The organism is Ureibacillus sp. 179-F W5.1 NHS (assembly GCF_045369345.1).
In the GTDB taxonomy this organism is placed as follows: Bacteria; Bacillota; Bacilli; order Bacillales_A; family Planococcaceae; genus Ureibacillus; species Ureibacillus halotolerans.
The window spans coordinates 18,964-43,030 of sequence record NZ_JBIQFG010000004.1 but is presented as its reverse complement, the minus strand read 5'-3'; the positions used below and the strand labels follow the sequence as shown (position 1 = coordinate 43,030).

The following is a 24,067-nucleotide window of genomic DNA, read 5'->3' as shown; positions in this document are numbered from 1 at the left end:
ATTATTCCTCACTCCTCTTTCTTTGCTATAAAACTGCCAGGAAATGTTACTATGTTATTATACGAATGCTAGAATTGCAGCAACACCAATGATACTTAATAGAACGAAGAAGATCATCGTTACATAAGTTGCAACCTTTTGTGAACTTTTCGATTGTGTAATACCCCAGCTCACTAAGAATGACCAAATACCGTTTGCTAAGTGGAATGTAGCAGCTAAAATACCTAAAATGTAGAATGCTAACATAAACGGATTAGCAACGATTTCTTCCATCATATTAAAGTCAACATCTGCACCAAGAGCTTTTTGGATACGAGTTTGGAAGATGTGCCAAGCAATGAAAATAACAAGGAATACTCCCGAAATACGTTGCAACATGAACATCCAGTTACGGAATGTCCCGAAGCGCTGTATGTTTGAAGTGGCAGTAAAAGCAATAAACACACCATATAAACCGTGGAATAGAATTGGTATGTAGATTACTACCCACTCAACAATTAACAATAGCCAATGTGGAACCAATTCCATAATCCCTATTGAATTGTTGTAGTTTTCTTCTCCACCAGTAGCAGTGAAGTTCAGTGATAAGTGAAACACTAAGAACAGACCTACAGGAATAATACCTAATAGTGAATGTAAGCGTCTCCAGTAAAACTCATGATTTTTTGACAAGACTATTACCCCCCCTAGTACTTTTAAATACCCGAGCCAATTTCACTTCACGATTTTGTAAAGGTTCATAGATTGACTGTGTATTTCATAATGGTACAATATTATGACATGTCCATTGTACTCTCAAGAATTACGAGCGTCAAGGTTGCATACAATTTTTTATCTCATCATTTCATTAAAAAATATGCGCTATCTCGGTAGAATTTTCTCTTTTAAAGAATATTTTACTTTCTTATACTAAATAATGAAGAAATTAAGAAAGAGGTAATTTTAAAATGACTCACATCCACAACACTGTCCCAGCATTTGGCTACGAAATTATTCGAGATTATTTACTTCCTACCATTCTTGGAAAACATGAAAAGGATGTTCTTTACTGGGCAGGGAAAGATTTAGCCCGCAAATTTCCATGTACTGATATTCAGCTCATTATCTCCTTCTTCCAAGACGCAGGTTGGGGCGTTTTAACCCTTGATAAAGAGGAAAAGGATGGCTACATATTTCATCTAACAAATGACGCCGACTTATTAAAAATCGAAGAACGTTCCTTCCGACTAGAAGCAGGCTTCATCGCTCAACAAATTCAAGCATTACAAGGTTGTCTTACAGAATGTTTCGACGAAAAACGCGAGAAACAGCAACAAGTCGTCTTCACACTTAAATGGGATAAAAAAGAAAAAGTAGATTAATTCCTACATATTATAAAAGCCAATTCCAAAGACTACTCCCCTTCCATATCGACATGAAAGGGGATATCTATGGAATTGGCTTTTTAATTTACGTACTCTTCCACTAATTGAAACTCATCATGTAACACATTTGCTGCCCGGACCATTTCATCTTGCGGTACGACAACGGATACTTTAATCTCCGACGTACTGACCATTTTCACTATTATATTTTCTTTGCGTAATCGATCAAACATTTGGGCAGCGACACCTGGATTGGAAACCATTCCTGAACCAACAATTGAAACTTTTGCTAAGCCTACTTCAAAATCGGCAAAACTAAATCCTAATTGGGCTTTATTTTGTTCTAACACTTTAATAGCTTCAGCAAAATCTTCTTTTGCAATGGAGAAAGATACGGTTGGTTTCACTCCATCGATAACTGCTTGAACGATAATATCTACGTCGATGTTAAACTTTGATAGAGTCATAAAAATATTCGCTAGAGAGGAATTTTCATAGGAATCAAAACCTACTGTTAACCGAATAATGTCTGCTTCATATGCTACACCACGAACAACTCTATTTTTCTCCATTTTTACCTCTCCTTTTATCCATGTCCCCTCGACATCGTTTGTGCTAGATCGAACGACGATCGGCATTTCATATTTTTTCGCTAGTTCCACTGCCCTCGGATGAACAAAAGTAGATCCTAAATGGGCCAGTTCAAGCATTTCATCATAGGTCACTTCTTTTAGTTTCCGAGCTTCCTTTACAACCGAGGATTCGGCTGTGTAAATTCCATCCTGCTCAGTTAATATTTCAACATATTCCGCATCTAGAGCTGTACCAATGGCAATTGCTGTCGTTTCTGGACCGCCTTCCCCTAAAGTCCACAAATCTTTATATTGATCATAACCTTGAGAACCTGCCACAATAGCTATTTCCCCGTTATGTATCCGTTCAAGAAGAAAATCGTGGTGTATTTGTTCAATTAATATATTTCCATTGGACTTCACCACTTCAATTCCTGCCTGCCAACCAGAAAGGGAAACTGCCTTCCATCCTTTCTTTTCTAGTACAATCGCTAGTAAACTACTAGCAACTTGCGTGTTAATCGCTTTTAGCGCATGACTTTCTCTATCAGCAATTCTTTCGGTAAAAATCGACGAATAAGGAAGTAATTTTCCTTCTAGTAATTCAATAGAAGGAACAACTACTATAGTATTTTTCCCATCGCTTCGATGCTTTAAAATTCGTTCCGCTAGTTTATCAATTCTTTCCGGTGTTAAAAGGGAAGAACTGTCGACTTTCACTACAATTGTCTCCATTGGTACACACTCCTTTTACAACTTTCGAAAAAGTGTATTTTTCATCAATTCAGAAAACTTATACATCCATTATACCATTTCAAAATAAAAGCAGCTTCTCACTGAGTGTGAAAAGCTGCCTCAAAAATATACCGATCGGTAAAATCTTTTATGAGATAGCCCTCCAGAATCACTCTGACTGATTCTGACAGTCTTACACTTCTTAAATGCAAAACCAGCAAATAAATCTGAACAATGGATTTATCGCTTCGGCAAGTCTCCCTTTCACCACCTTTCCTAGAATTGTTCATCCTCCAGATGGTTACTATTGAACCTTGCACCTCTATCATGTTCGTATTCATATTTAAACTTACAATAGCACACCGTTATTCCTTTGACAATGTGTCTTTATGAAAGTGATTGTAGATAGCCATTGCTGTTGAACTTGGAATATGGGCTTCCATTAATTGCTCTACCGATGATTCTTTTATTTTCTTAATAGAACCGAAATGTTTCAGCAACTGTTGTTTCCTTTTCGGTCCAACCCCTTCAATGCCATCCAAGACGGATTGGATCGCATTTGTTTGATGTTGTTGACGTAAAAATGTAATTGCAAAACGATGGACTTCATCTTGAATACGTTGTAATAAATAAAATCCATCACTCGTTCTTTTCATTTCCACTGGGATTGGAGGTTCTCCGTACAATAATTGGGATGTATTATGTTTATCATCCTTTGCTAAACCTGCAATGGGAATGAATAATCCTAATTCATCTTCAATTACCTCCCGCGCCACTTCCATTTGCCCTTTCCCACCATCAATAATAATTAAATCTGGCAATGGTAAGTTTTCCTTTAACACCCTTGTATAGCGACGTCGAATTACTTCTTGCATAGCACCATAGTCATCGTGCTTAGCCGTTTCCCGCAATTTATATTTCCGATATTCCTTTTTTGCCGGTTTTCCATCGATGAACACGACCATTGCTGACACAGCATCCGCTCCGTGCATATGGCTATTATCGAAGGCTTCAATTCGAAGAGGTGGAGCTATGTTCATGGCATTACCTAATTCTAAACAAGCCCCAACAGTTCGTTCTTCTTGCCGTTCAATTAATTGGAATTTTTCTCGAATGGCAATTTGAGCATTTTTCGTAGCTAAATCGACCAATTCCTTTTTCGAGCCTCGCTTCGGCGTAACAACTTTCATTTGTAAATAGTTTTCTAATAACGATTTTTCCACATTCGTCGGAATGAAAATTTCCTTCGGTTTAATATGCTCAGGTATATCGTAAAACCGACCGATAAACGTTTGGAATTCCTCTTCTGGTTCCCGGTATATTGGAAAGATGGATACATCCCTTTCAATTAATTTCCCTTGGCGTACAAAAAAGACTTGAACACACATCCACCCTTTTTCAACTGCATAGCCAAAAATATCCCGGTTCGATAAATCACCCGAAACGATTTTTTGTTTTTGCATAACCGTTTCAATATGGGCAATTTGATCTCTATATTCCTTTGCCCGTTCAAATTCTAAATTTTCCGCTGCATCGAGCATTTTCTGTTGTAACTCTTTTTTCACATCTTCAAATCCACCATTTAGAAACTTTGTAATTTCCTCAATCATGTCATCATAAACATGTTCTTCAATCTCCTTTACACAAGGAGCTAAACATTGTCCTAAATGATAGTATAGGCAAACTTTATTCGGCAGTTTCATACATTTTCGTAACGGATACAACCGATCAAGCAGCTTTCTTGTTTCATTGGCTGCCCCTGCATTCGGATAAGGACCGAAATATTTCGCCTTATCCTTTTTAACTTTCCGTGTAATTAAAATGCGTGGATGTTTTTCATTCGTAATTTTTATATACGGATAGGATTTGTCATCTGTCAACATGATGTTATATTTCGGGTCATGCAATTTAATTAAATTTAATTCTAAAATTAAAGCTTCCAATTCACTGGATGTGACAATGTATTCGAAGTCTTCAATTTCACTTACTAACAGCTGGGTTTTACCATCATGGGAGCCGGTGAAATAGGAACGAACACGGTTTTTCAGGATTTTAGCCTTTCCAACATAAATAATCGTTCCTTGACGATCCTTCATTAAGTAACAACCAGGCTCATCGGGTAAAATCGCCAATTTATTTTGAATTGTTTCATTCATTTATATCACCCTAATAAGGTTTTTATATTCATTATAAAGGTTTAAAGAGGCAGATGGGAGAAATAATAAGAAACTATAAAGGAAAAAATGGCGTAAAAAAGGGATTTAATAAAAATGAAAAAATCTGCGCGACTCCTTTGGAAAAAGCATTATGCTAATAACCGTGGAAAGTAAGCAGATTTTTAAAGGATAGGATGTCTTTTCTGACATACCTTTTTGTTTTCAAAAGAAATGTCCCAAAGATGAAAACCTTTGGGACAAGTATATTATTTGTGGTTGTTAATGAACTCAACTAATGCTTCTTTTGGTTGGAATCCAACAGTTTTGCCTTTTAATTCGCCATCTTTGAATAATAATAAAGTTGGGATAGACATTACTTGATATTCCGCAGCAGTAGCTTGGTTGTTATCTACATCAAGTTTTGCGATTTTTACTTGATCTCCGATTTCAGCATCGATTTCTTCTAAAACAGGAGCGATCATTTTACATGGTCCACACCAAGTAGCCCAAAAATCAACTAAAACAACGCCTGAAGCGATTTCTTCTGAAAAGTTTTGATCTGTTACATGAACAATTGCCATTTAAATAGCCTCCTTAAACTAACATCTGAATGTAGTATAGCACGATAGAAAAAATAGGAACAGTAAAGTGAACTCAAATTGAAATATAAAATTTACAATTTTTTTAGAATGCTAAATAAATAGACATTCGTAAAGCTATTCATAAAGAAAAACCTTACCTGTATTTTGGCAAGGTTTTTAACAAATTATCCATTAAGAATTTACTTTTAACGCTTTAAATTCTTCCACTAACATTGGAACGACTTCGAATAAGTCACCAACAATTCCGTAGTCAGCTACTTTGAAAATGTTAGCTTCTGGGTCTTTATTAATTGCTACAATCACTTTTGAATTAGACATACCGGCTAAATGTTGAATCGCACCTGAAATACCGCAAGCAATATAAAGATCCGGTGTCACCACTTTACCAGTTTGACCAATTTGTAGTGAATAATCACAATAATCTGCATCACATGCTCCACGAGAAGCGCCGACTGCACCGCCAAGTACATCAGCTAATTGTTGTAACGGTTCAAAACCTTCCGCCGATTTTACTCCGCGTCCACCTGCCACAACTACCTTTGCTTCTGATAAATCAACACCTGTAGAAGCTTTACGCACTACTTCTTTAATGATTGTACGTAAATTTTGAATGTCTACAGTTAGGGTTGCAACATCACCTGTACGACTTGCATCTTTTTCTAAAGGAGCGATGTTATTTGGACGAATCGTCACAAAGACAATACCATCTTTAATTTTTACTTTTTCAAAGGCTTTACCAGAATAGATAGGACGGATGAATAAAGCATCCTCTCCAGAACCTTCGATTTCTGTAACATCGGAAATTAAACCTGATTGTAATTTCGATGCAATTTTAGGTGATAAATCTTTACCTAGAGATGTATGTCCAAAAACAATCGCTTCAGGTTTTTCTTCCTCGTATACTGCTAAAAAGGCTTGGCTATACCCATCAGAAGTATAAGATTTTAAATGTGGATGCTCTACTGTAACTACTCGGTCTGCACCATAAGCGATTAATTCACTAGCTAATGAAGTAACGCTTTCTCCTAAAAGTACCCCTACAACTTCAGCGCCGTCAGCAATTTGTTTTGCCGCTGCAATTGCCTCAAAAGATACATTACGTAAAACACCATCTCGAACTTCGCCTAACACTAACACTTTGTTTGCCATATGATGATCCCTCCGATACCGTCTTTGTATTTTTAGACTACTTTTGCTTCTGAATGAAGTAAGTTCACAAGCTCTTTTACTTGATCTGCAAGCTCACCTTCTAAAACACGACCAGCTGCTTTTTGAGGCGGTAAATAAATATCTACTGTCTCCACTTTTACTTCTACATCGTCTTCATCAATGTCTAAATCATCCAGTTCCAACTCTGCAAGTGGTTTTTTCTTCGCCTTCATAATCCCTGGTAAAGATGGATAACGAGGTTCATTTAACCCTTGTTGAGCTGTTACTAACAACGGTAAGGAAGTTTCAATAATCTCTGAATCTCCTTCGATATCACGAACAATTTTCACATTTGTCCCATCAATCTCTAAATCTGTAATCGTTGTTACATAGTTAATACCTAGTAAATCGGCAACGCGAGGACCGACTTGACCAGTTCCCCCATCAATTGCCACATTACCAGCTAAAATTAAGTCAACCTCTTTATCTTTTAAATATTCTGCTAGAATAACTGCAGTAGAATATTGATCTAATTCATCTAAATCATCTTCTGTATTAATAAGGACTGCTTCATCAGCACCCATTGCCAAAGCAGTTCTTAGTTGCTTTTCAGCATCTTCGCCACCGATTGTCACTACGGTTACTTTACCGCCATTTGCATCGCGCAATTGGATTGCCTCTTCGATGGCATATTCATCATAAGGATTGATGATAAATTCTGCCCCATCATCTTGAATTTTCCCATTGGCAATGACAATTTTTTCTTCAGTGTCAAACGTGCGTTTTACTAGTACAAAAATGTTCATTTCCCTAACCTCCTAAATGCGATTATCAGGCTGAATTCACAACCCATTTTTTATTATTTAAAGAAATTACTTACCTGAAAAAGTTGGTTTGCGTTTTTCAATAAATGCTTGTATTCCTTCTTTTGCATCTTCTGAATTAAACACGGAACCAAAACTTGCAGATTCTGCTTGAACACCATCATAAAAGCCTTTATGTTTACTATATTGCAACATATCAATCGTTGCCTTTAAGGCAATCGGACTTTTCGTAGCTATTTTTTTAGCAATCTCAATCGTGTTGGATAATAAGTCATCCACAGGGAAGCTTCGAGTTGCTAACCCCCATTGGACTGCCTCAACACCGGTAATTGGCTCACTTGTAAAGAGCATTTCCGCTGCTTTTGCTACTCCAACATAGCGTGGTAGACGTTGTGTTCCAGCAAAACCTGGAATTAAACCAAGCTGCAATTCTGGTAACCCAAGCTTTGCATCTTCAGCTACATATCGAATATGACAGGCCATAGCAAGCTCTAATCCACCGCCTAACGCAGCGCCGTGAATGGCTGCGATAACAGGTTTGGAGAACGATTCTAAACGTTCAAATACTTGTTGTCCATTGCTAGCAAGTTTTGAAAACTCTTCTCCTGAAGATACTTCGGTAAATTCTTTAATGTCTGCACCGGCAGAGAAGAAACGTCCCTCACCGTGAAGAACAATGACACGAATCGCATCATCGTGTTCAACAGCGCTTAACATTTCATCGACTTCATGAATTAAGCCCTTTGATAATGCATTGGCAGGTGGTCGTTGAATTGTAACAATTGCTACCCCTTCTTCAACTTTCCAAGTTAGAAATTCCATTCTCCCACTCCCTTTGTAACAAATATGCTTCAGTTCATTGTACGTTTATATTTAATCGGCCATTACCCCTACTGAAACATCGTTAACCTTTTAAACCGTTTAACAGCAATTGTCTTACTTTCGGTGCTGTTTCGATTAAATCATATCGGAACTCATTCATGACCCAAGTTGTAATGGTTTCATCAATCGTTCCAAATACCATTTGGCGAGCAATTCGAACATCCATCGTCGAGTTAAACTCCCCTTTTAGCATTCCTTCCACTAAAATCTCATCAAGCAGTTTTAAATACTCTTTTAAAATCGAGTTAATTTTCAACCGGAGATCTTTGTTTGACTGCCTTAACTCTAATTGCGTGACAGTTGCAAGGTGGCGATCATTTGCTAAAACGTTAAAATGATTATCGATCATCTGAGACAATTTCTCTGTTGAAGATTCCCCATTTTCAATAATCTCGCGTAAATTCTCAACGAAAACACCCATTTTCTCACGAAAGACAGAAATCAAAATATCTTCCTTATTTTTAAAATATAAATAGATTGTTCCGTCTGCAACGCCTGCTTGTTTCGCAATCTTTGAAACTTGGGCTTGATGATAGCCGTTTTCAGCGATTGCAATAACGGCAGCATCAATGATTTGTTTATATTTGGGTTTATCTCGTTTCATGTTGTCACCACCAAAAATACAAAAATATGAATGACTATTCATTCATATTTTTATATTATAATTTATAAAACTTTCTGTCAATAAAACCTATTCAATTATTTCGCTTGTAATTCCGCAATTTTTAATTTTTCTTCTTCAACTAATGAACGTCTTAAAATTTTTCCGACTGTTGTTTTCGGTAATTCTTTACGGAATTCGTATTGTCTAGGTACTTTAAAGGCTGCCAAATGTTCACGACAATATTTATTTAATTCTTCCTCTGTGACGGTTTTCCCTTCCCGTAAAACAATGTAGGCTTTCACTGTTTCACCGCGGTAGGCATCAGGGATACCTGCTACGACACATTCTTGTATCGCTTCGTGTTCATAAAGTACTTCTTCTACTTCTCGAGGATAAATATTAAATCCACCGGCTATAATAATATCTTTCTTCCGATCAACCACATAGAAATAGCCTTCCTCGTCCATATAACCTAAATCTCCCGTTAAGAACCATCCGTTTACAAAACTCATTGCCGTATCTTCTGGACGATTCCAATAACCTTTCATCACTTGAGGTCCTTTAATAGCAATCTCCCCAACTTCCCCAGGAGGCAATATTTCACCATCTGCAGAACGGATAATTGCTGCTTCTGTATCAGGCCAAGGAACACCAATAGAACCTTTTACCCGTTTATCCCAAATAAAGTTTGCATGGGTAACTGGCGATGTTTCGGTTAAACCGTAGCCTTCAACTAACTTTCCACCCGTTAACTTTTCGAATTTCTCTTGCACTTCGGCTGGTAATGGTGCAGAACCACTTAAACAAGCTTTTATAGAAGATAAATTATATTTTTCTAAATCTTGATAATTCAAAATTCCAATATACATCGTTGGTGCACCAGGGAATAAAGTTGCCTTCTGTTTTTCAATTGCTTTTAATGTTTGCTCCACATCAAACTTTGGTAATAAAACCATTTTGTTGCCTTTTAAAACCGATAATAGTAAAACCGTCGTCATACCATAAACGTGGAAAAATGGCAGGACACCTAATATAACTTCTTCTCCCGCCTTACATTGGTACATCCAAACATCACACATTTTCGCATTGGCAATTAAATTTTTATGGGTGAGCATAACTCCTTTTGGCGTTCCCGTTGTACCACCCGTATATTGCAGTAGGGCTAAATCTTCCTCGATATCAAATTCCATTTCAATTGGCGTTGCGTCACTCGTACGTAAAATTTCCGTAAATACATGGGTGAGTCCTTTATGTTCTACTTTCACGTGGAAGCCATATTGTTTTTTCTGAATGAAAGGGTAGACGAGATTTTTAGGAAATGGCAAATAATCTTTAATAGCCGTAATGATAACGTTTTCAATTTCAGTTTCTTTTAACACCTTTGTAATACGTGGATACAAAATATCCATTGCTAAAATGACTTTTGCTCCTGAGTCGGCCAATTGATATTGAAGCTCCCGTTCAGTATAGAGAGGATTTGTTTGGACAACGATACCTCCTGCAAATAACGTACCATAATAGGCAATAACAGATTGAGGACAATTCGGAAGCATAATAGCAACTCGATCCCCTTTTTCTATCCCTAGTCGACGTAAGTAATTGGCAAACTTTAAGGACGATTCATATAGTTCTTTATACGTAACGTCTCTCCCCATAAAATGAATCGCTACTTTAGTAGGGCTATGCTCATACGCATTCGTTAAAAAGCTTTGAACAGGTATATTTTCGTAAGTCATGCTGTGAGGTATTTCTTTCGGATATTGGGAAAGCCAAACCTTCTCAGTCATTCATAACTCCCCTTCGTTTCAAAGTTTTAAATTTTCTTACAATTATTATAATAGAAAAGAAAGACGCTTTCAAACTATTTTTACAAAACTTTCACTTTTTCGCTAGATAATGCGTTTATTTTCTATCTTAAAAACAAATTTAATAGAGTGGAAAAATTTGTAGAATGTTGTCATAAATTGCCCCTTTATATTTTTAATATAGTATTTTTTCATTAAAAAAAAGACTAGTAGAAAACATTCTACTAGTCTTTCCCCATTGCTATATAGTGAATAAATAATAAATACCTACAATGACAAATAATATACAGACTACGATTAATATTTTTGCTAATTTTTCCATTGATTCGCTCCTACCAAATACTTGCCCCAATAACATAGGAAAGCCCTAACGAAATTGTAAATGAAATAAAACCTACAGAACGATTATCACGGGCAATTTCATCATCTACTTTAAAACTAGGTGTTAAAAATTCAAACAAAATATACGCAAAAATTAAAAGAACAAATCCGAACAATCCCCATCCAACCATTTCAAATAAAGTCGAATGTCGTTCGATGGAATATCTAAAAATATTACATACACCTAATATTTTGCCACCCGTAGCTAATGCAACTGCAATGTTGCCCTTTTTGATTTCTTCCCAATTTTTATACTTAGTAATAATTTCGAATAACACCATGGAAACGATTAAACAAAGGCCAACAACACTGAAGTATCCTGCCGTCTCTACTAAAGGGTGTTGCCAAAAATCTGAACCAAACAAATCGAGTCACCCCTTCTTCTTCTTCTGCACAAATACATACAATGAACAATGCCCACTGCATGTATTTGCACTACTATTTTAATTCAACAACCGTAACACCGAATCCACCTTCACCTGCTTCACCATAACGGAACGATTTGACCCGCTTATGACCCTTCAAGTAATTTTGGATTCCTTGTCTTAATGCACCAGTGCCTTTCCCATGAATAATCGATACTCTTGGATAGTTTGCTAAAAGGGCATCATCAATATATTTCTCCGTTTTCAATATTGCTTCTTCATAACGTTCGCCGCGCAAATCTAATTCCAATTTCACATGACTATTACGATTTTTCACATTCGTCATAACGACCGTTTGTTTTTCTTTTTCAGGTTTCAAATACTGTAAATCCGATTCATCTAATTTCATCTTCAAAATACCGATTTGAACGACCCATTCACGATCTGATACTTTTTCAATAATCGTTCCTTTTTGACCGTAGCTTAAAACTTTCACTTCGTCACCAATTTTTAAATTTTGAGCCCGTTCTCGAATTTGAGCTTGCTTTTTCAATACCGGATTTTCTTGTGGAGCAACATCTTCCAATTTCTTTTTCGCCTCAATTAGTTCGTGTTCCTTCACAACCATACTTGCATTCGCTCTCATTTCACGTAGTTCAGCAATAATTTTTTCGGACTCTTCCTTCGCTTCATCTACAATTTTCCGTGCTTTTTCTTTTGCTTTCTTTTCTAAAGTCTCTTTTTTCTCATCATACGTTCTTAAACGTTCTTCCAATTCTTCCCGTAACTTTTGAGCCTCTTCTAGTAAAGCATGTGCCTCTTCAGCTTCCCGTTCTGATTGACGTCTGCTTTGTTCCAATGAAGCAATCATTGATTCCACTTCATGGCGATCAGAACCGGTAAAGGATTTTGCTTGTTGAATAATCGATTCTTTTAAGCCAAGACGTTTTGAAATTTCAAAAGCATTAGAACGACCTGGTACGCCAATAAGTAATCGATAAGTAGGACTTAATGTTTCCACATCAAATTCCACACTCGCATTGACGACCCCTTTTCGATTATAACCATAAGCTTTTAACTCTGGATAATGGGTTGTCGCCATTACGCGGGCACCGGAACCAACTACTTCGTCTAATATGGAAATCGCAAGCGCAGCCCCTTCTTGTGGATCCGTTCCTGCTCCTAATTCATCGAATAATACAAGGGAACGGGAATCAAACTTCGCTAAAATATCCACTATATTTACCATGTGGGATGAAAAAGTCGACAACGATTGTTCAATAGACTGTTCATCACCAATATCAGCGAACAATTGATCAAATACGGCAAGTTCTGAACCATCTAAGGCAGGAACAGGTAAACCAGCCTGCGCCATTAACGTACAAAGACCAACCGTTTTCAATGTAACCGTTTTACCACCTGTGTTCGGCCCAGTAATAACAATCGCTGTAATATCTCGACCAAATTCAATTGTATTTGGCACAGCATCGTCAATTGAAATAAGCGGGTGTCTTGCCCGTACTAAGCGAATATACCCCTCTTTGTTCATCGTCGGTTTCGTACATTTATTCGCTTGACCGTATTTACCTTTTGCTAATATGACATCGATATCCCCTAAAATTTGAACAAGGACAAATAAATCATGGCTTACTTCTTGTACTTTAGCAGACAGTTCCAATAAAATCCGTTCAATTTCAGCCTTTTCCTTTACTTTTAATCGTTGAATTTCATTGTTTGCCTGTACAACCGATTCCGGTTCAATAAATAACGTCTGCCCAGAGGAAGATTGGTCATGGACAATCCCACCATAATGTCCGCGATACTCCTGTTTAACAGGGATAACGAAACGGTCATTCCGAATTGTGACAATAGCATCTGACAGCATTTTCGCAGCATTGGAGCCCCGCGTTAAACTTTCTAATTTTTGTCTTACCCTTGACTCTTCTGCCCTTAAAGATTGGCGAATGGAACGAAGGGTCGTACTAGCAGAATCTAACACGGCACCATTATCATCGATACAATCATTAATTTCATGTTGAAGTGCCGTTAAAATCGGCATTTGTTCTTTTCTTTCAACAAAATGTGGAATGGTAATCGTTTCTTCTTGTTCAATATCTTCTATGAAGTTTCGTAGTATACGACTTGCACGAATCGTACTAGCGATTTCCATTAATTCCATTGGACTTAACATACCGCCAATTTGCGCCCGCTTTGCATGGGGACGAACATCAAATATACCGCCCATTGGAACGTTTCCTTTTACCCGCAAAATGGATAAACCTTCATCCATTTCATCTAACAGTTCCACCACTTTATCAAAATCAGTTTCGGGAATTAGTTGCTCTATAGCATTTTTTCCTACTGATGAAGTACAAAAGCTCGCCACTTGTTCACGTACTTTATCATATTCTAATGTTTTCAATGCGCGCTCTGCGATCACTCCCGAACACCTCCTGTTTTTGTAACATATCTATATACTTACTTGTTTTTCCTAATAAAAGTTTCAAATTGTTCTAAAGACCACGTATTGACAACTAACTCTTTTTTCAACCAAGCCTTTTGAGCATATTTCGCGCCAATTTCCATCACATCCAGTTGTTCAATGGCGTGGGCATCTGTATTAATGGCAATCGGTACGTTGTATTCCATCGCCATCATTAAATGCTCAATACATAAATCTAATCTATAAGGGCTTGCATTTAATTCTAAAATTTTCCCATACTCCGCTGCCCACTGAATTAATTGCGGCACATCCGGATTATACCCTTCCCGCTGACCAATAATTCGTCCTGTTGGATGGGCAATCATATGGACGTATGGATTTTGTATTGCTGTAAATAGCCGCTCCATAATTTTTTCTTGGGGCTGTGAAAAACTCGAATGGATGGATGCGATAACAAAATCTAATTCTTTTAGTACGTCATCGTCAAAATCTAATGTAGCATTTGGTAAAATGTCCATCTCTGTCCCAGCAAATAAACGAAAATCTGGGTTCGCTTCATTGAAATCATAAATTTCCAATCGTTGTTTTTTAAGTCGTTCTGGCGTCAAACCATTTGCCACTTTTAAATATTGGGAATGGTCTGTAATAACACCGTGGGTATATCCTCGCTCAATTAAAGCTTGTCCCATTTCTTTTACGGTATGGGCACCATCAGACCAAGTCGTGTGCATGTGTAAATCCGATACAATATGTTCAAGGGATACAAGTCCTTCGAGTTCATCTACTCGTTCCAACTCTTTCCCTGATTCCCGAACCATCGGAGGAATAAATGGCAAACCAAAATGGGCGAAGAAATCTTCTTCAGTATCGAAGGTCATAATTGTACCATCCGGCTGTTCTACTCCGTATTCGCTAATTTTCTTTCCTTGTTCCTTAGCTAGTTGACGCATGCGTACATTGTGATCTTTCGAGCCTGTAAAATGATGAAGGGCTGTTGCATATTCTTTCATTGTAACGAGGCGAAAATCAACATTGACAACATCTTCTGCATCTAATACGACCGATACCTTCGTATCACCAGCCGCAACAACCTCTTTAATTGTCAATTGTTTCAGTAATTGATCCTTTACTTGTTCAGGTTTCTCTGTAGCAACGATAAAATCGATATCCTTACTCATTTCACTTACTCGACGGAAGCTTCCCGCTACAGAAAACTTTTGAATTTCTGTAATAGAACGTAACACTTCATTAATTTCATTAACAATTTGTTGTAAATACCAAATCGGTAATCGTTCACTGCGCTCTCCTAATTGGTCAAGTTCCTTTAATATTTTCTCTTCTGATTTCGGTCCAAAACCAGCTAACTGACGAATTTGTTGAGCAACACATGCAGCTCTCAAACTTTCAGCGCTATCAATTCCTAGTTCACTATAAAGTTTTGCTAGTTTTTTCCCACCTAAACCTGGAAGTTTTAATAATGGGATTAACCCTTTTGGTACAACTTCTTCCAGCTCCTTCAGCTGAGTAGATTGCCCTGTTTCTATCAATTCATGAATAACGGTTGCTGTTCCCTTTCCAATTCCTTTTAAAGCCGTAATATCCTCAATTTCATTTAAACTACGCTCATCTAATTCAAGGGCATTAGCTGCCTTTCGAAAGGCAGATACTTTAAAGGGATTTTCCCCTTGTAACTCTAATAAAAGGGCAATTTTTTCTAACGTTTTAATGACCATTTTTTTATTCATTTATGTTGCCTCCTCTTTAAGAAAGAATATAGGGACATACTTTGCCGCAACTCTTTCATATGTGGATAACCGTCTAATTTCTATACTATTCCGCTGAAAAAGGAAATGCCCCAAAAGTCGCTTTGGGACATTTCCTTTAAGTCGATTGTCAAACGACAGACGAATAACAAATATACTTATTGTTTGTAAATATACCACCAATCCCGAACCATATCGGTAAAAATTGGTGTGTGCTCAAGCATAAGATTGGCAATGAATGAACCATCCATCATGTTTTGAATCGGTCCCATCGGAATTAATGCTAACACATACATTAATATAAACAAAATGAAATAGAACTCGATAAAGCAAAGGATAGCCCCTAAAATACGGTTAACAGAATTTAATATTGGTAAATATGTAATAAAATCAAATACTGAACCAAGAATTTGTAAGGCAATTTTTACTGCAAAGAAAATGACCGCAAAGGCGATAATTCGATAAAATGTTTCATCTACATTTAAAGAATCTAAAACTAGTACCATGGATGAACTATCTGTCACCCCTGGATAAGGAATCCATAGTACAAATTTTTCTGCTAGCGGTTTGTAATAAATATAAGCGACAATCAGTGCAACAAAGAAGCTGGCAAGATGAATAGCTTGCACGATGAAGCCTCTTTTTAAGCCTACTAGTAGGCTAGCAGCAAATATAATCAGTAATATAATATCTAACATTCAATTCAACCCTTTAATTTTTTCACTTCTTCTTCAAGTTTTTCAACTTGTTCTTTTAATTTTAATAATTCATGTACGGTATTGACAGCTGTTAGAACGGCTATCTTAGAACTATCTAATGATGGATTATGTACATGCATTTCTCGCATTTTATCATCTACTATAGAAGCAACTAATCGCATATGTCCAGTAGATTCGGAGCCAACTATTTTATACGAATGCCCGAAAATTTCTACTGATATTCGATTTTTTTCTTGTTCAGCCAATGCAATACCCCCTAAACCGTAAGCAAAACCCAATGATTCATTTACAATCTTTTTTTCTTTGCAAAGTATGAATAAAACAACCAAACAAATTAACTGTTTGGTCAATTCTACTACGTTTGAATCTATTACGAAATTTATAATACATATCATACCATCTTTAGTTTGCATAGTACAACTACAATAAGGTTACAAAACCAATACTAGCAGGACTTTTAGCTCATTCCATTCGCAAAATTAAATTTAGAATTGGTTATTGTAAATGGTGAGATGAAATATGTCAATGAAGGCAATTTGTAATCATAGCCTCACATTATTTTTCAAACTATCTTTGCTATGTTTTCTGTACTAGATAATTGATGGATTTTTGTTAGGCTATAAATAAACTTAGAAGTATTTTTCCATTCTTATTTAAATATATATAATGTAAGCATCTTATAAAAATCAATTACCTACAGATACACAAAACAATGTACTATTTTTTCATCATGATTTATGTCATCCTTAATATTTATAGTACATGGAACAAAGAAGGGAACGAATTTATGGCAAATATTGTGCTACAACTTTCAACCGATATACAAAATCAGGTGAAAAGTTTTTATGCTTCATCAAGCGTTGAACGAAATGCACCTGGAGTTATTTTTGCTGCAAAACTACCAGATACAGCCATTACGATCTATAAATCTGGTAAAGTGATGTTTCAAGGGGTTGGGGCAAAAAGAGAGGCAAGTCGTTGGGGGGAAGTAAAAACGAAAACAGCTACTTCCAAAGAAATTAAAACAAAGGGCGATACCCTTCCCGAACAGTTTTCAACAATGTCGGTCATTGGGTCAGACGAAACAGGTACCGGTGACTATTTTGGTCCGATAACGGTTGCTGCTGTTTATGTTCCGAAAGATAAAATTGAATTAATTACAGAGCTTGGTGTAAAGGATTCAAAAATGTTAAACGATCGCATTATGCGAAAAATAGCACCAGACATTATGTCAGTGTGCACCTATAGCATCTTAACATTGCGCAATGAAAAATATAATATACTTCAAGGGAAAGGCTATTCCCAAGGGAAAATAAAAGCATTGCTTCATAACCAAGCGATTAAACATGTATTGTCTAAAATGGACCCTGCAAAGCCGGATTATATTTTAATTGACCAGTTTGCAGAACGCTCCATTTACTATAACCATATAAAAAATGAAAAAGAAATTGTTCGAGAAAATGTTTTGTTTTCTACAAAGGCCGAACAACTTCATGTCGCAGTTGCTGCTGCTTCTATCTTAGCCCGCTACGCCTTTTTGAAAGAAATGGATCGGCTTGCAGAAATGGTTGGCTTCGAATTACAAAAGGGTGCTAGTGGTAAAGTCGATGAAATGGCTGCTCGCATTTGGTTAGAACAAGGTCAAGATACATTAAAGTCGATTACAAAATGGCATTTTGCTAATACAGAAAAAGCAAAAAAACTCGTGGAGAAAAAGAGATAAATTGGAAAGAGGCGCTAGGTAAAACTATGCGCTTTTTTTATTGAATAACATGTTTAAAAAACACGCCATACTATTATTTTGCAATAAACCTTTCCACTTTTAAAAGTTGATCCATCTTTATTTTTGGCGTAACACCTTGTAACCAATCATTTTGTATATCGCCAGCCCATTCCATTATTCTTTAACATAATTATCCATTTAATAGACTGTTTATCAGCAATACATCGGATTAGGGAGGATTGTTATTCAACTAAAGCAACTGCTCAAAAATTAACTTTTATTTATAAATTCGTACACTTCTTTAACCGAATGCCCTTCAATGTATTTTTAAGTAAATTAACAACTCGACCACAAACTAAAAAGCCATACCCCAAAATTGGAGTATGGCTACATTTGAACCCTTTTATTTTACAAGTTTACTAATCGCTTTAAATTGGTCTCCTTTAGCGACTTGAAGCATTTCAAAGAGGGCCATTTCTACACTCGTTACCTTCGCACCTAGTTGCATCATTTTTTGAAGCCCAATTTCATTATTTTTAGCCGTTCTTGATGAAACGCAATCAGCTAATACTTCCACTTCATAACCATTTTGAAGTAAATGAACAGCTGTTTGATACACACAAATATGGGTTTCAATACCGGCAAGCAATACTTTTTTACGTCCCGTTTTTTCTAATTGCTCTACAAATTCTGGTGTATCGTAAGCGCTAAATGTAATTTTTTCAATTGGTTTTTGATTTTGTAGTTTTTGGGCAACTTTTTCCGTAGTCGGCCCAAGTCCTTTTGGATATTGTTCTAACGAAAGAACAGGTATATCTAAAATTTGAACACCTTCTGTCATTTTCGCAATATTATGAATCACAAATTCACTATTATCTACGATTTCAGCTAGCTTTCCTTGTACATCAATTAATACAAGAACTGTTTCTTCTTTTTGTAACATAAACATCCCCCTTAAATTTAAATCATTGTGCTATCCCCATTTATTATAATAAAAATTTGAATAGCGAAACAGCTAGAAGGTCTCCCTATTTTAAAAGTAAACAAAAAAGAAGAGCGCCCGAGTATTACGAGCAACTCTTCTCTTATATTAGCGAAGTTCAGCGCCTGCTTCTGTTAATGCTTTTAATACTTTGTTATGGGCATTTAACACTTCGTCATCTGTTAACGTACGTTCTGGATCGAAGTAAGTTAATGAGAAAGCAACTGATTTTTTGCCAGCTTCCATTTTTTCTCCTTCGTAAACATCGAACACTTTTACTTCTTTTAATAATTTTGTACCAGCTTGACGAATGATTTCTACGATCTCGCCAGCAGGTTTTGAGCGATCTAGCTCCAATGCAATATCTCGTGTCATTGCAGGGAAACGTGGTACTGGAGCATAAACTAAATCTTCCACAGTTGCAGCTAAAATAGCTTTTAAATTTAATTCGGCCACATACGTTTCTTTCAAATCGTATTGTTTACGCTCAGTTGGATGTAAACCACCGATTAAACCGATTTTTTCTCCATCTAAGTAGATGGCAGCAGTTTGACCTGGGTGTAAACCATCCATTGTTGTTCTTGAGAAGGATAAACGATCTGTTAAGCCTAATTTTTCAAATAAGCTTTCGATAATGCCTTTTGCGACGAAGAAATCCACATTTAACTTTTCACCTTGCCATGTATGGTCAACCCATTTACCTGTTAACACAAAGGCAATATGTTCTTCTTCATATGGTAACTGCTCTTCCGTTTGACCAAGGAATACAGAACCAATTTCATATAGGGCAACGGAATCTGCTTTACGAGCCACATTATAGCTTGCCGCTTCCACCAAATGAGGAATCAGACTTTGACGTAAAGTGGAACGTTCTTCACTCATCGGCATTAATAATTTCGTCGTATCTTCTGTTTTTAAAGCAAATTTTTGGGCCAGTTCATCAGAAGTTAACGAATACGTAATCGCTTGGTATAGACCAGCACCTTCTAACACATTTCGTACAATACGGCGTTTAGCTTGGTAAGGTGTTAATCCGCCTACTTGTTCATTTCCTTCTGGTAATGTCATTGGAATTTCATCGTATCCATATAGACGGGCAATTTCTTCAATAATATCTTCTTCAATTTTAATATCTTGGCGTCGTGTCGGAACATCAATAATTAATAAACCGTTTGCCGCTTCCACATCAAATTGTAGACGATTTAAAATAGATAGCATTTCTTCTAAAGAAATTTTCATACCTAGGCGGGAGTTAATGTAGTCAGGTGATACAACTACTCGCGCGGGTGTTTTATCTAAATCATCGACTAATACTGTACCATCTAATACTTCTCCGCCTGCAATGTCAGCTAACATTTGGGCAGCTCGTTCACCAGCTAAAAGCACTCGGTTAGGATCGACGCCTTTTTCAAAACGTGCTGATGAATCAGAACGTAAGCCTAATTCCTTCGAAGTACGACGAACAGATAAGCCTTCAAAATAAGCTGCTTCAATGACAACAGTTGTTGTTTTATTCGTCACTTCAGAATTAGCACCACCCATTACGCCGGCAACAGCTACAGGTTCTACACCATTTGTAATGACAAGATTATGGGCATTTAATGTTCGTTCTTGTTCATCTAAAGTGACAATCTTTTCTCCTTCGTGAGCTAAACGAACTACAATCTCTTTCGAATTTAATGAATCATAATCAAAGGCGTGTAACGGTTGACCATATTCCATTAAAATATAATTCGTAATATCGACAACATTGTTATGAGGACGAACACCAGCTGCCATTAAGTAATGTTGCAACCAAAGAGGTGATTCTGCGATTTTTACATTTTTCACTACTTTTGCTGCATATAATGGGTTTTCCTTCGCTTCAACACGTACGTTAATGTAGTCCCCTGCTTTTTCAGAAATCGTTTCATATTGAATTCCTGGTAATTTAACTTCCTTCGATAAAATAGCAGCTACTTCATAAGCAACCCCTAACATAGACAATGCATCTGAACGGTTTGGCGTTAAGCCTAATTCTAAAACAATATCCCGTAGCCCCACTAATTCCAATGCATCACTACCAGGAACAGCATCCTCTGGTAAAACGTAAATTCCATCAGCATAAGCTTTCGGAACAACGCGACCTTCCACACCTAGTTCCTGTAGGGAACAAATCATCCCGTTGGATTCTTGACCGCGCATTTTTGCCTTTTTAATTTTAATACCGCCAGGAAGGCGAGCACCAGGTAATGCGACGATTACTTTTTGACCTGCTGCAACGTTTGGTGCACCACAAATAATTTGTCGTACATCCCCTTCTCCTACTTCTACTTGGCAAATATTTAATTTATCTGCGTCCGGATGTTTTTCTTTTGATACAATATAACCTACGACAATGTTTGTCATCCCTTGAGAACGATCAATCACTGCATCTACTTCAATCCCTGAACGGGTAATTTTTTCAGCCAATTCTTCAGGCGCAATTCCTTCTATATCAACATATTGTTTTAACCAATTTAATGAAACTAACATATTCGTACCCCCTTACCCTTCTGTTCGATGGAATTGTGATAAGAAACGACTGTCATTCGTATAGAAATGACGGATATCATCTACTCCATATTTCAACATTGCGATACGTTCCGCGCCGATACCGAAAGCAAAACCTGAAACTTTTTTCGAATCATAGCCTGCCATTTCAAGTACATTTGGATGTACCATACCAGCACCTAAAATTTCAATCCAACCTGTTTGTTTACATACATTACAACCTGAGCCACCACATTTAAAGCAAGAAATGTCCATTTCTACTGAAGGCTCTGTAAAAGGGAAGAAGCTTGGACGTAAGCGAATTTCCCGATCTTCGCCGAACATTTTTTTCGCTAATTTATCCAGCGTTCCTTTTAAATCACTCATTCGAATATTTTCGCCAACGACTAGCCCTTCAATTTGCATAAATTGGTGGGAGTGTGTCGCATCATCATTATCTCGGCGGAATACTTTACCCGGACTGATAATTCGGATTGGTTCCCCTTTTTTTGCTTCCATCGTACGCGCTTGCACTGGTGACGTATGGGTACGTAATAGCGTTTCCTCTGTAATATAAAATGTATCTTGCATATCACGAGCCGGGTGACCTTTTGGTAAGTTTAAAGCTTCGAAATTGTAGTAGTCTCTTTCTACTTCCGTTCCTTCTGCAATTGTATATCCCATTGAAACGAATAAATCTTCAATTTCTTCCACAACACGAGTTAAAGGATGGCGATTTCCTGATCGTACTTGACGTCCTGGTAACGTAACATCAATCGATTCTTTTTCTAGTTGTTCTTGAATCGCTTGTTCCTCTAACACAGTCGCCCTTTGTTCTAGTTGGGCTGTAACGTTCTCACGCACCGCGTTCACAAGGGCCCCCATTTTCGGACGTTCTTCTGGAGATAATTTCCCCATTCCCTTTAATAGATCCGTAATCGGACCTTTTTTCCCTAAATACGCCACGCGAACGTCATTTAGTTCTTTTAAATTGGCAGCAGCTTGTATTTTCGTTAATGCTTCTTGTTCCAATTGCTTTAACTGTTGTTCCACGTATAAAAACCTCCTTATAAATAGTTCATTTTTTGTTTTTTCGTCTGTAAGTGAAAATCCGCCTTTGTATCCGTTCCTTCGTTAAGAAAAAACAAAAAACCCCGCCCCTAAAAAGGGACGAGGACTAAGTTCGCGGTACCACCCTAGTTATTACAAAAAATTGCAATCACTTCATTGACATAACGACTCATCGGCCGGCTTTCCTTTCTCATTTAACATGATCCCGGAAGCTGCTTACGGGGTGAACTTCAATATGTATGACATTACATAAGCTTCCAGTCTTCGGCTTACGCTCCCTAAAATGTCTTATCCATATTTACTCTTCCCGCTCCAAGCGCATTTTCTTTTATTCATATATGTTCTAAATCTTAAATTATTTTACGTTAAATCGGAAAAGGTTTCAAGTATTGTCTCTATGTTGCAATTTAAATTATTCTTCTATTGTATTAAAGTCCATTTCAAGCGCTTGTTGTATTTAACCAAGTTCTATATAAAATACTTCCTCCCCTATTAAATAACAAAAAAGACAAAGTTTTAAACTGACTTTGTCTTTCCATTTGAAGCAATTTATTTTACAAATTGATACAATAAAATGCCTGTAGCCACTGCTACATTTAATGATTCAGCTTGTCCGAAAATCGGGATGATGACATTTTGATCAGTTTTATCTAAAAGTTGCGGATGTATGCCACTTCCTTCATTCCCTACGATAAGGGCAAAGCTTCCTGAATGTTCTACTTCTGTATATTCAATAGCATCTTGTAATGCTGTTCCATACACTTTCACACCGCTATCTTGTAAATCTTCAATCCATTCTGCTAGCTCGCCGCGAATGACAGGAATATGAAAATGGGAACCTTGGGCTGATCGTAATGTTTTTGGATTATAAGCATCCGCACACCCTTTTCCTAATACGACCCCATCGATGCCAGCAGCATCCGCTGTACGAATCATCGTTCCGATATTCCCCGGATCTTGCACCGCATCAACGAGCAATACTTTTCTCCAATTTTGTTTTGCTTCTAACTTGACTTCTAGCTGTTTACAATGGGCAAATACCCCTTGAGAAGTTTCCGTTTCAGCCAGTTCTTTTGCAATAGTTTCTGTCACTTCTACGATCATGACATTATCCGTTTCCCAAAGTAAAGGAAGGTCTACCCCTTCACGGACAATCATTTGTACAATTTGGTCTTTATTTTTTAACGCTTCCTCTACTAGATGGAAACCTTCTACGATAAACTCCCCTGTTTTTTCTCGCTCTTTTCGGGTCGTGACAAGTTTTTTCCAATGTTTTACGAGGGCATTTTGTGTTGATTCAATACGTTTCATAATTTGACAGTTACCGCCTTTTTCTTCTGTTTCTAATGCCTAATTTTACATGAAAAGTAGGACTGTGTAAAAAATGTTTTCATCGTGAATTAAGTTCTTGCTATC

At 37.1% G+C, this 24,067-nt stretch carries 20 protein-coding genes, 1 riboswitch and 1 other annotated feature; of the genes, 2 read left to right on the top strand and 18 right to left on the bottom strand.

Annotated features, from left to right (window positions below; translation table 11 throughout):
- Window positions 1-57 precede the first annotated feature (57 nt).
- Complete coding sequence (locus ACH0B5_RS03330) at window positions 58-672, bottom strand: succinate dehydrogenase cytochrome b558 subunit (protein ID WP_122972362.1); 615 nt, start codon at window positions 670-672, stop codon at window positions 58-60.
- Between the two features lie 275 nt (window positions 673-947).
- Between ACH0B5_RS03330 and ACH0B5_RS03325 the strand changes: the two genes are divergently transcribed.
- Window positions 948-1,361: a YslB family protein gene (locus tag ACH0B5_RS03325; RefSeq protein WP_122972363.1), complete on the top strand. Its 414-nt coding sequence runs from the start codon at window positions 948-950 to the stop codon at window positions 1,359-1,361.
- An 83-nt stretch (window positions 1,362-1,444) separates the two neighbouring features.
- On the opposite strand, the gene ACH0B5_RS03320 is transcribed toward ACH0B5_RS03325, so the two are convergent.
- From ACH0B5_RS03320 to zapA, 13 genes are all read right to left on the bottom strand, one after another.
- The gene (locus ACH0B5_RS03320) at window positions 1,445-2,671 is read right to left on the bottom strand and encodes an aspartate kinase (protein ID WP_406927384.1); all 1,227 of its coding nucleotides are present in this window, start codon (window positions 2,669-2,671) and stop codon (window positions 1,445-1,447) included.
- Window positions 2,672-2,819: 148 nt separating this feature from the next.
- Window positions 2,820-3,004: riboswitch (Lysine riboswitch) on the bottom strand.
- A gap of 32 nt (window positions 3,005-3,036) precedes the next feature.
- Window positions 3,037-4,827: an excinuclease ABC subunit UvrC gene (uvrC, locus tag ACH0B5_RS03315; RefSeq protein ID WP_406927383.1), complete on the bottom strand. Its 1,791-nt coding sequence runs from the start codon at window positions 4,825-4,827 to the stop codon at window positions 3,037-3,039.
- 266 nt (window positions 4,828-5,093) lie between these two features.
- On the bottom strand, window positions 5,094-5,408 hold the full coding sequence (gene trxA, locus ACH0B5_RS03310; RefSeq protein WP_122973716.1) for a thioredoxin: 315 nt from the start codon (window positions 5,406-5,408) through the stop codon (window positions 5,094-5,096).
- 192 nt (window positions 5,409-5,600) lie between these two features.
- Window positions 5,601-6,578, bottom strand: coding sequence for an electron transfer flavoprotein subunit alpha/FixB family protein (locus ACH0B5_RS03305; protein WP_122973717.1), 978 nt, complete (start codon window positions 6,576-6,578; stop codon window positions 5,601-5,603).
- Window positions 6,579-6,610: 32 nt separating this feature from the next.
- Window positions 6,611-7,384 carry an electron transfer flavoprotein subunit beta/FixA family protein gene (locus tag ACH0B5_RS03300; RefSeq protein WP_122973718.1) on the bottom strand — a complete coding sequence of 258 codons (774 nt, stop codon included), beginning with the start codon at window positions 7,382-7,384 and terminating at the stop codon, window positions 6,611-6,613.
- Window positions 7,385-7,450: 66 nt separating this feature from the next.
- Complete coding sequence (locus ACH0B5_RS03295; protein ID WP_122973719.1) at window positions 7,451-8,224, bottom strand: enoyl-CoA hydratase; 774 nt, start codon at window positions 8,222-8,224, stop codon at window positions 7,451-7,453.
- An 82-nt stretch (window positions 8,225-8,306) separates the two neighbouring features.
- Window positions 8,307-8,888 carry a fatty acid metabolism transcriptional regulator FadR gene (locus ACH0B5_RS03290; RefSeq protein ID WP_122973720.1) on the bottom strand — a complete coding sequence of 194 codons (582 nt, stop codon included), beginning with the start codon at window positions 8,886-8,888 and terminating at the stop codon, window positions 8,307-8,309.
- A 95-nt stretch (window positions 8,889-8,983) separates the two neighbouring features.
- On the bottom strand, window positions 8,984-10,675 hold the full coding sequence (locus ACH0B5_RS03285) for a long-chain-fatty-acid--CoA ligase (protein WP_406927382.1): 1,692 nt from the start codon (window positions 10,673-10,675) through the stop codon (window positions 8,984-8,986).
- Window positions 10,676-11,025: 350 nt separating this feature from the next.
- Complete coding sequence (locus tag ACH0B5_RS03280) at window positions 11,026-11,439, bottom strand: DUF350 domain-containing protein (RefSeq protein ID WP_122971155.1); 414 nt, start codon at window positions 11,437-11,439, stop codon at window positions 11,026-11,028.
- Between the two features lie 73 nt (window positions 11,440-11,512).
- Entirely contained in the window at window positions 11,513-13,879 is a 2,367-nt protein-coding gene (locus ACH0B5_RS03275; RefSeq protein ID WP_406927381.1) for an endonuclease MutS2, read from the bottom strand.
- 38 nt (window positions 13,880-13,917) lie between these two features.
- Complete coding sequence (gene polX / locus ACH0B5_RS03270; RefSeq protein WP_122971153.1) at window positions 13,918-15,627, bottom strand: DNA polymerase/3'-5' exonuclease PolX; 1,710 nt, start codon at window positions 15,625-15,627, stop codon at window positions 13,918-13,920.
- 176 nt (window positions 15,628-15,803) lie between these two features.
- Window positions 15,804-16,343 (bottom strand): CvpA family protein, encoded by a 540-nt coding sequence (locus ACH0B5_RS03265; protein ID WP_122971152.1) that lies wholly within the window; start codon window positions 16,341-16,343, stop codon window positions 15,804-15,806.
- A gap of 5 nt (window positions 16,344-16,348) precedes the next feature.
- Complete coding sequence (zapA, locus tag ACH0B5_RS03260; RefSeq protein WP_122971157.1) at window positions 16,349-16,609, bottom strand: cell division protein ZapA; 261 nt, start codon at window positions 16,607-16,609, stop codon at window positions 16,349-16,351.
- Between the two features lie 542 nt (window positions 16,610-17,151).
- On the opposite strand from zapA, the gene rnhC reads away from it, so the two are divergent.
- Entirely contained in the window at window positions 17,152-18,087 is a 936-nt protein-coding gene (gene rnhC / locus ACH0B5_RS03255) for a ribonuclease HIII (protein ID WP_341362447.1), read from the top strand.
- A gap of 403 nt (window positions 18,088-18,490) precedes the next feature.
- Here rnhC and ACH0B5_RS03250 read toward each other — a convergent pair whose 3' ends face one another.
- The 4 genes from ACH0B5_RS03250 to ACH0B5_RS03235 all read right to left on the bottom strand — a co-directional run bounded on the left by ACH0B5_RS03250 (window position 18,491) and on the right by ACH0B5_RS03235 (window position 23,962).
- On the bottom strand, window positions 18,491-19,030 hold the full coding sequence (locus tag ACH0B5_RS03250) for a hydrolase (protein ID WP_406927380.1): 540 nt from the start codon (window positions 19,028-19,030) through the stop codon (window positions 18,491-18,493).
- Between the two features lie 147 nt (window positions 19,031-19,177).
- A complete protein-coding gene (gene pheT, locus ACH0B5_RS03245; RefSeq protein WP_406927379.1) occupies window positions 19,178-21,583 on the bottom strand; it encodes a phenylalanine--tRNA ligase subunit beta in 2,406 nt (801 codons plus the stop codon).
- Window positions 21,584-21,595: 12 nt separating this feature from the next.
- Complete coding sequence (gene pheS / locus ACH0B5_RS03240; RefSeq protein WP_122971148.1) at window positions 21,596-22,633, bottom strand: phenylalanine--tRNA ligase subunit alpha; 1,038 nt, start codon at window positions 22,631-22,633, stop codon at window positions 21,596-21,598.
- A 110-nt stretch (window positions 22,634-22,743) separates the two neighbouring features.
- Window positions 22,744-22,975: a binding site (T-box leader), on the bottom strand.
- A gap of 225 nt (window positions 22,976-23,200) precedes the next feature.
- On the bottom strand, window positions 23,201-23,962 hold the full coding sequence (locus ACH0B5_RS03235) for a TrmH family RNA methyltransferase (protein WP_122971147.1): 762 nt from the start codon (window positions 23,960-23,962) through the stop codon (window positions 23,201-23,203).
- Window positions 23,963-24,067 lie beyond the last annotated feature (105 nt).

Coding starts and splice junctions, on each gene's coding strand:
- ACH0B5_RS03235 (WP_122971147.1), bottom strand. CDS start 23,962: ATGAAACGTATTGAATCAACACAAAATGCCCTCGTAAAACATTGGAAA.
- ACH0B5_RS03290 (WP_122973720.1), bottom strand. CDS start 8,888: ATGAAACGAGATAAACCCAAATATAAACAAATCATTGATGCTGCCGTT.
- uvrC (WP_406927383.1), bottom strand. CDS start 4,827: ATGAATGAAACAATTCAAAATAAATTGGCGATTTTACCCGATGAGCCT.
- ACH0B5_RS03300 (WP_122973718.1), bottom strand. CDS start 7,384: ATGAACATTTTTGTACTAGTAAAACGCACGTTTGACACTGAAGAAAAA.
- ACH0B5_RS03320 (WP_406927384.1), bottom strand. CDS start 2,671: ATGGAGACAATTGTAGTGAAAGTCGACAGTTCTTCCCTTTTAACACCG.
- ACH0B5_RS03250 (WP_406927380.1), bottom strand. CDS start 19,030: ATGTTACAAAAAGAAGAAACAGTTCTTGTATTAATTGATGTACAAGGA.
- ACH0B5_RS03265 (WP_122971152.1), bottom strand. CDS start 16,343: ATGTTAGATATTATATTACTGATTATATTTGCTGCTAGCCTACTAGTA.
- ACH0B5_RS03295 (WP_122973719.1), bottom strand. CDS start 8,224: ATGGAATTTCTAACTTGGAAAGTTGAAGAAGGGGTAGCAATTGTTACA.
- trxA (WP_122973716.1), bottom strand. CDS start 5,408: ATGGCAATTGTTCATGTAACAGATCAAAACTTTTCAGAAGAAATCGCT.
- polX (WP_122971153.1), bottom strand. CDS start 15,627: ATGAATAAAAAAATGGTCATTAAAACGTTAGAAAAAATTGCCCTTTTA.
- ACH0B5_RS03285 (WP_406927382.1), bottom strand. CDS start 10,675: ATGACTGAGAAGGTTTGGCTTTCCCAATATCCGAAAGAAATACCTCAC.
- pheT (WP_406927379.1), bottom strand. CDS start 21,583: ATGTTAGTTTCATTAAATTGGTTAAAACAATATGTTGATATAGAAGGA.
- ACH0B5_RS03305 (WP_122973717.1), bottom strand. CDS start 6,578: ATGGCAAACAAAGTGTTAGTGTTAGGCGAAGTTCGAGATGGTGTTTTA.
- rnhC (WP_341362447.1), top strand. CDS start 17,152: ATGGCAAATATTGTGCTACAACTTTCAACCGATATACAAAATCAGGTG.
- ACH0B5_RS03325 (WP_122972363.1), top strand. CDS start 948: ATGACTCACATCCACAACACTGTCCCAGCATTTGGCTACGAAATTATT.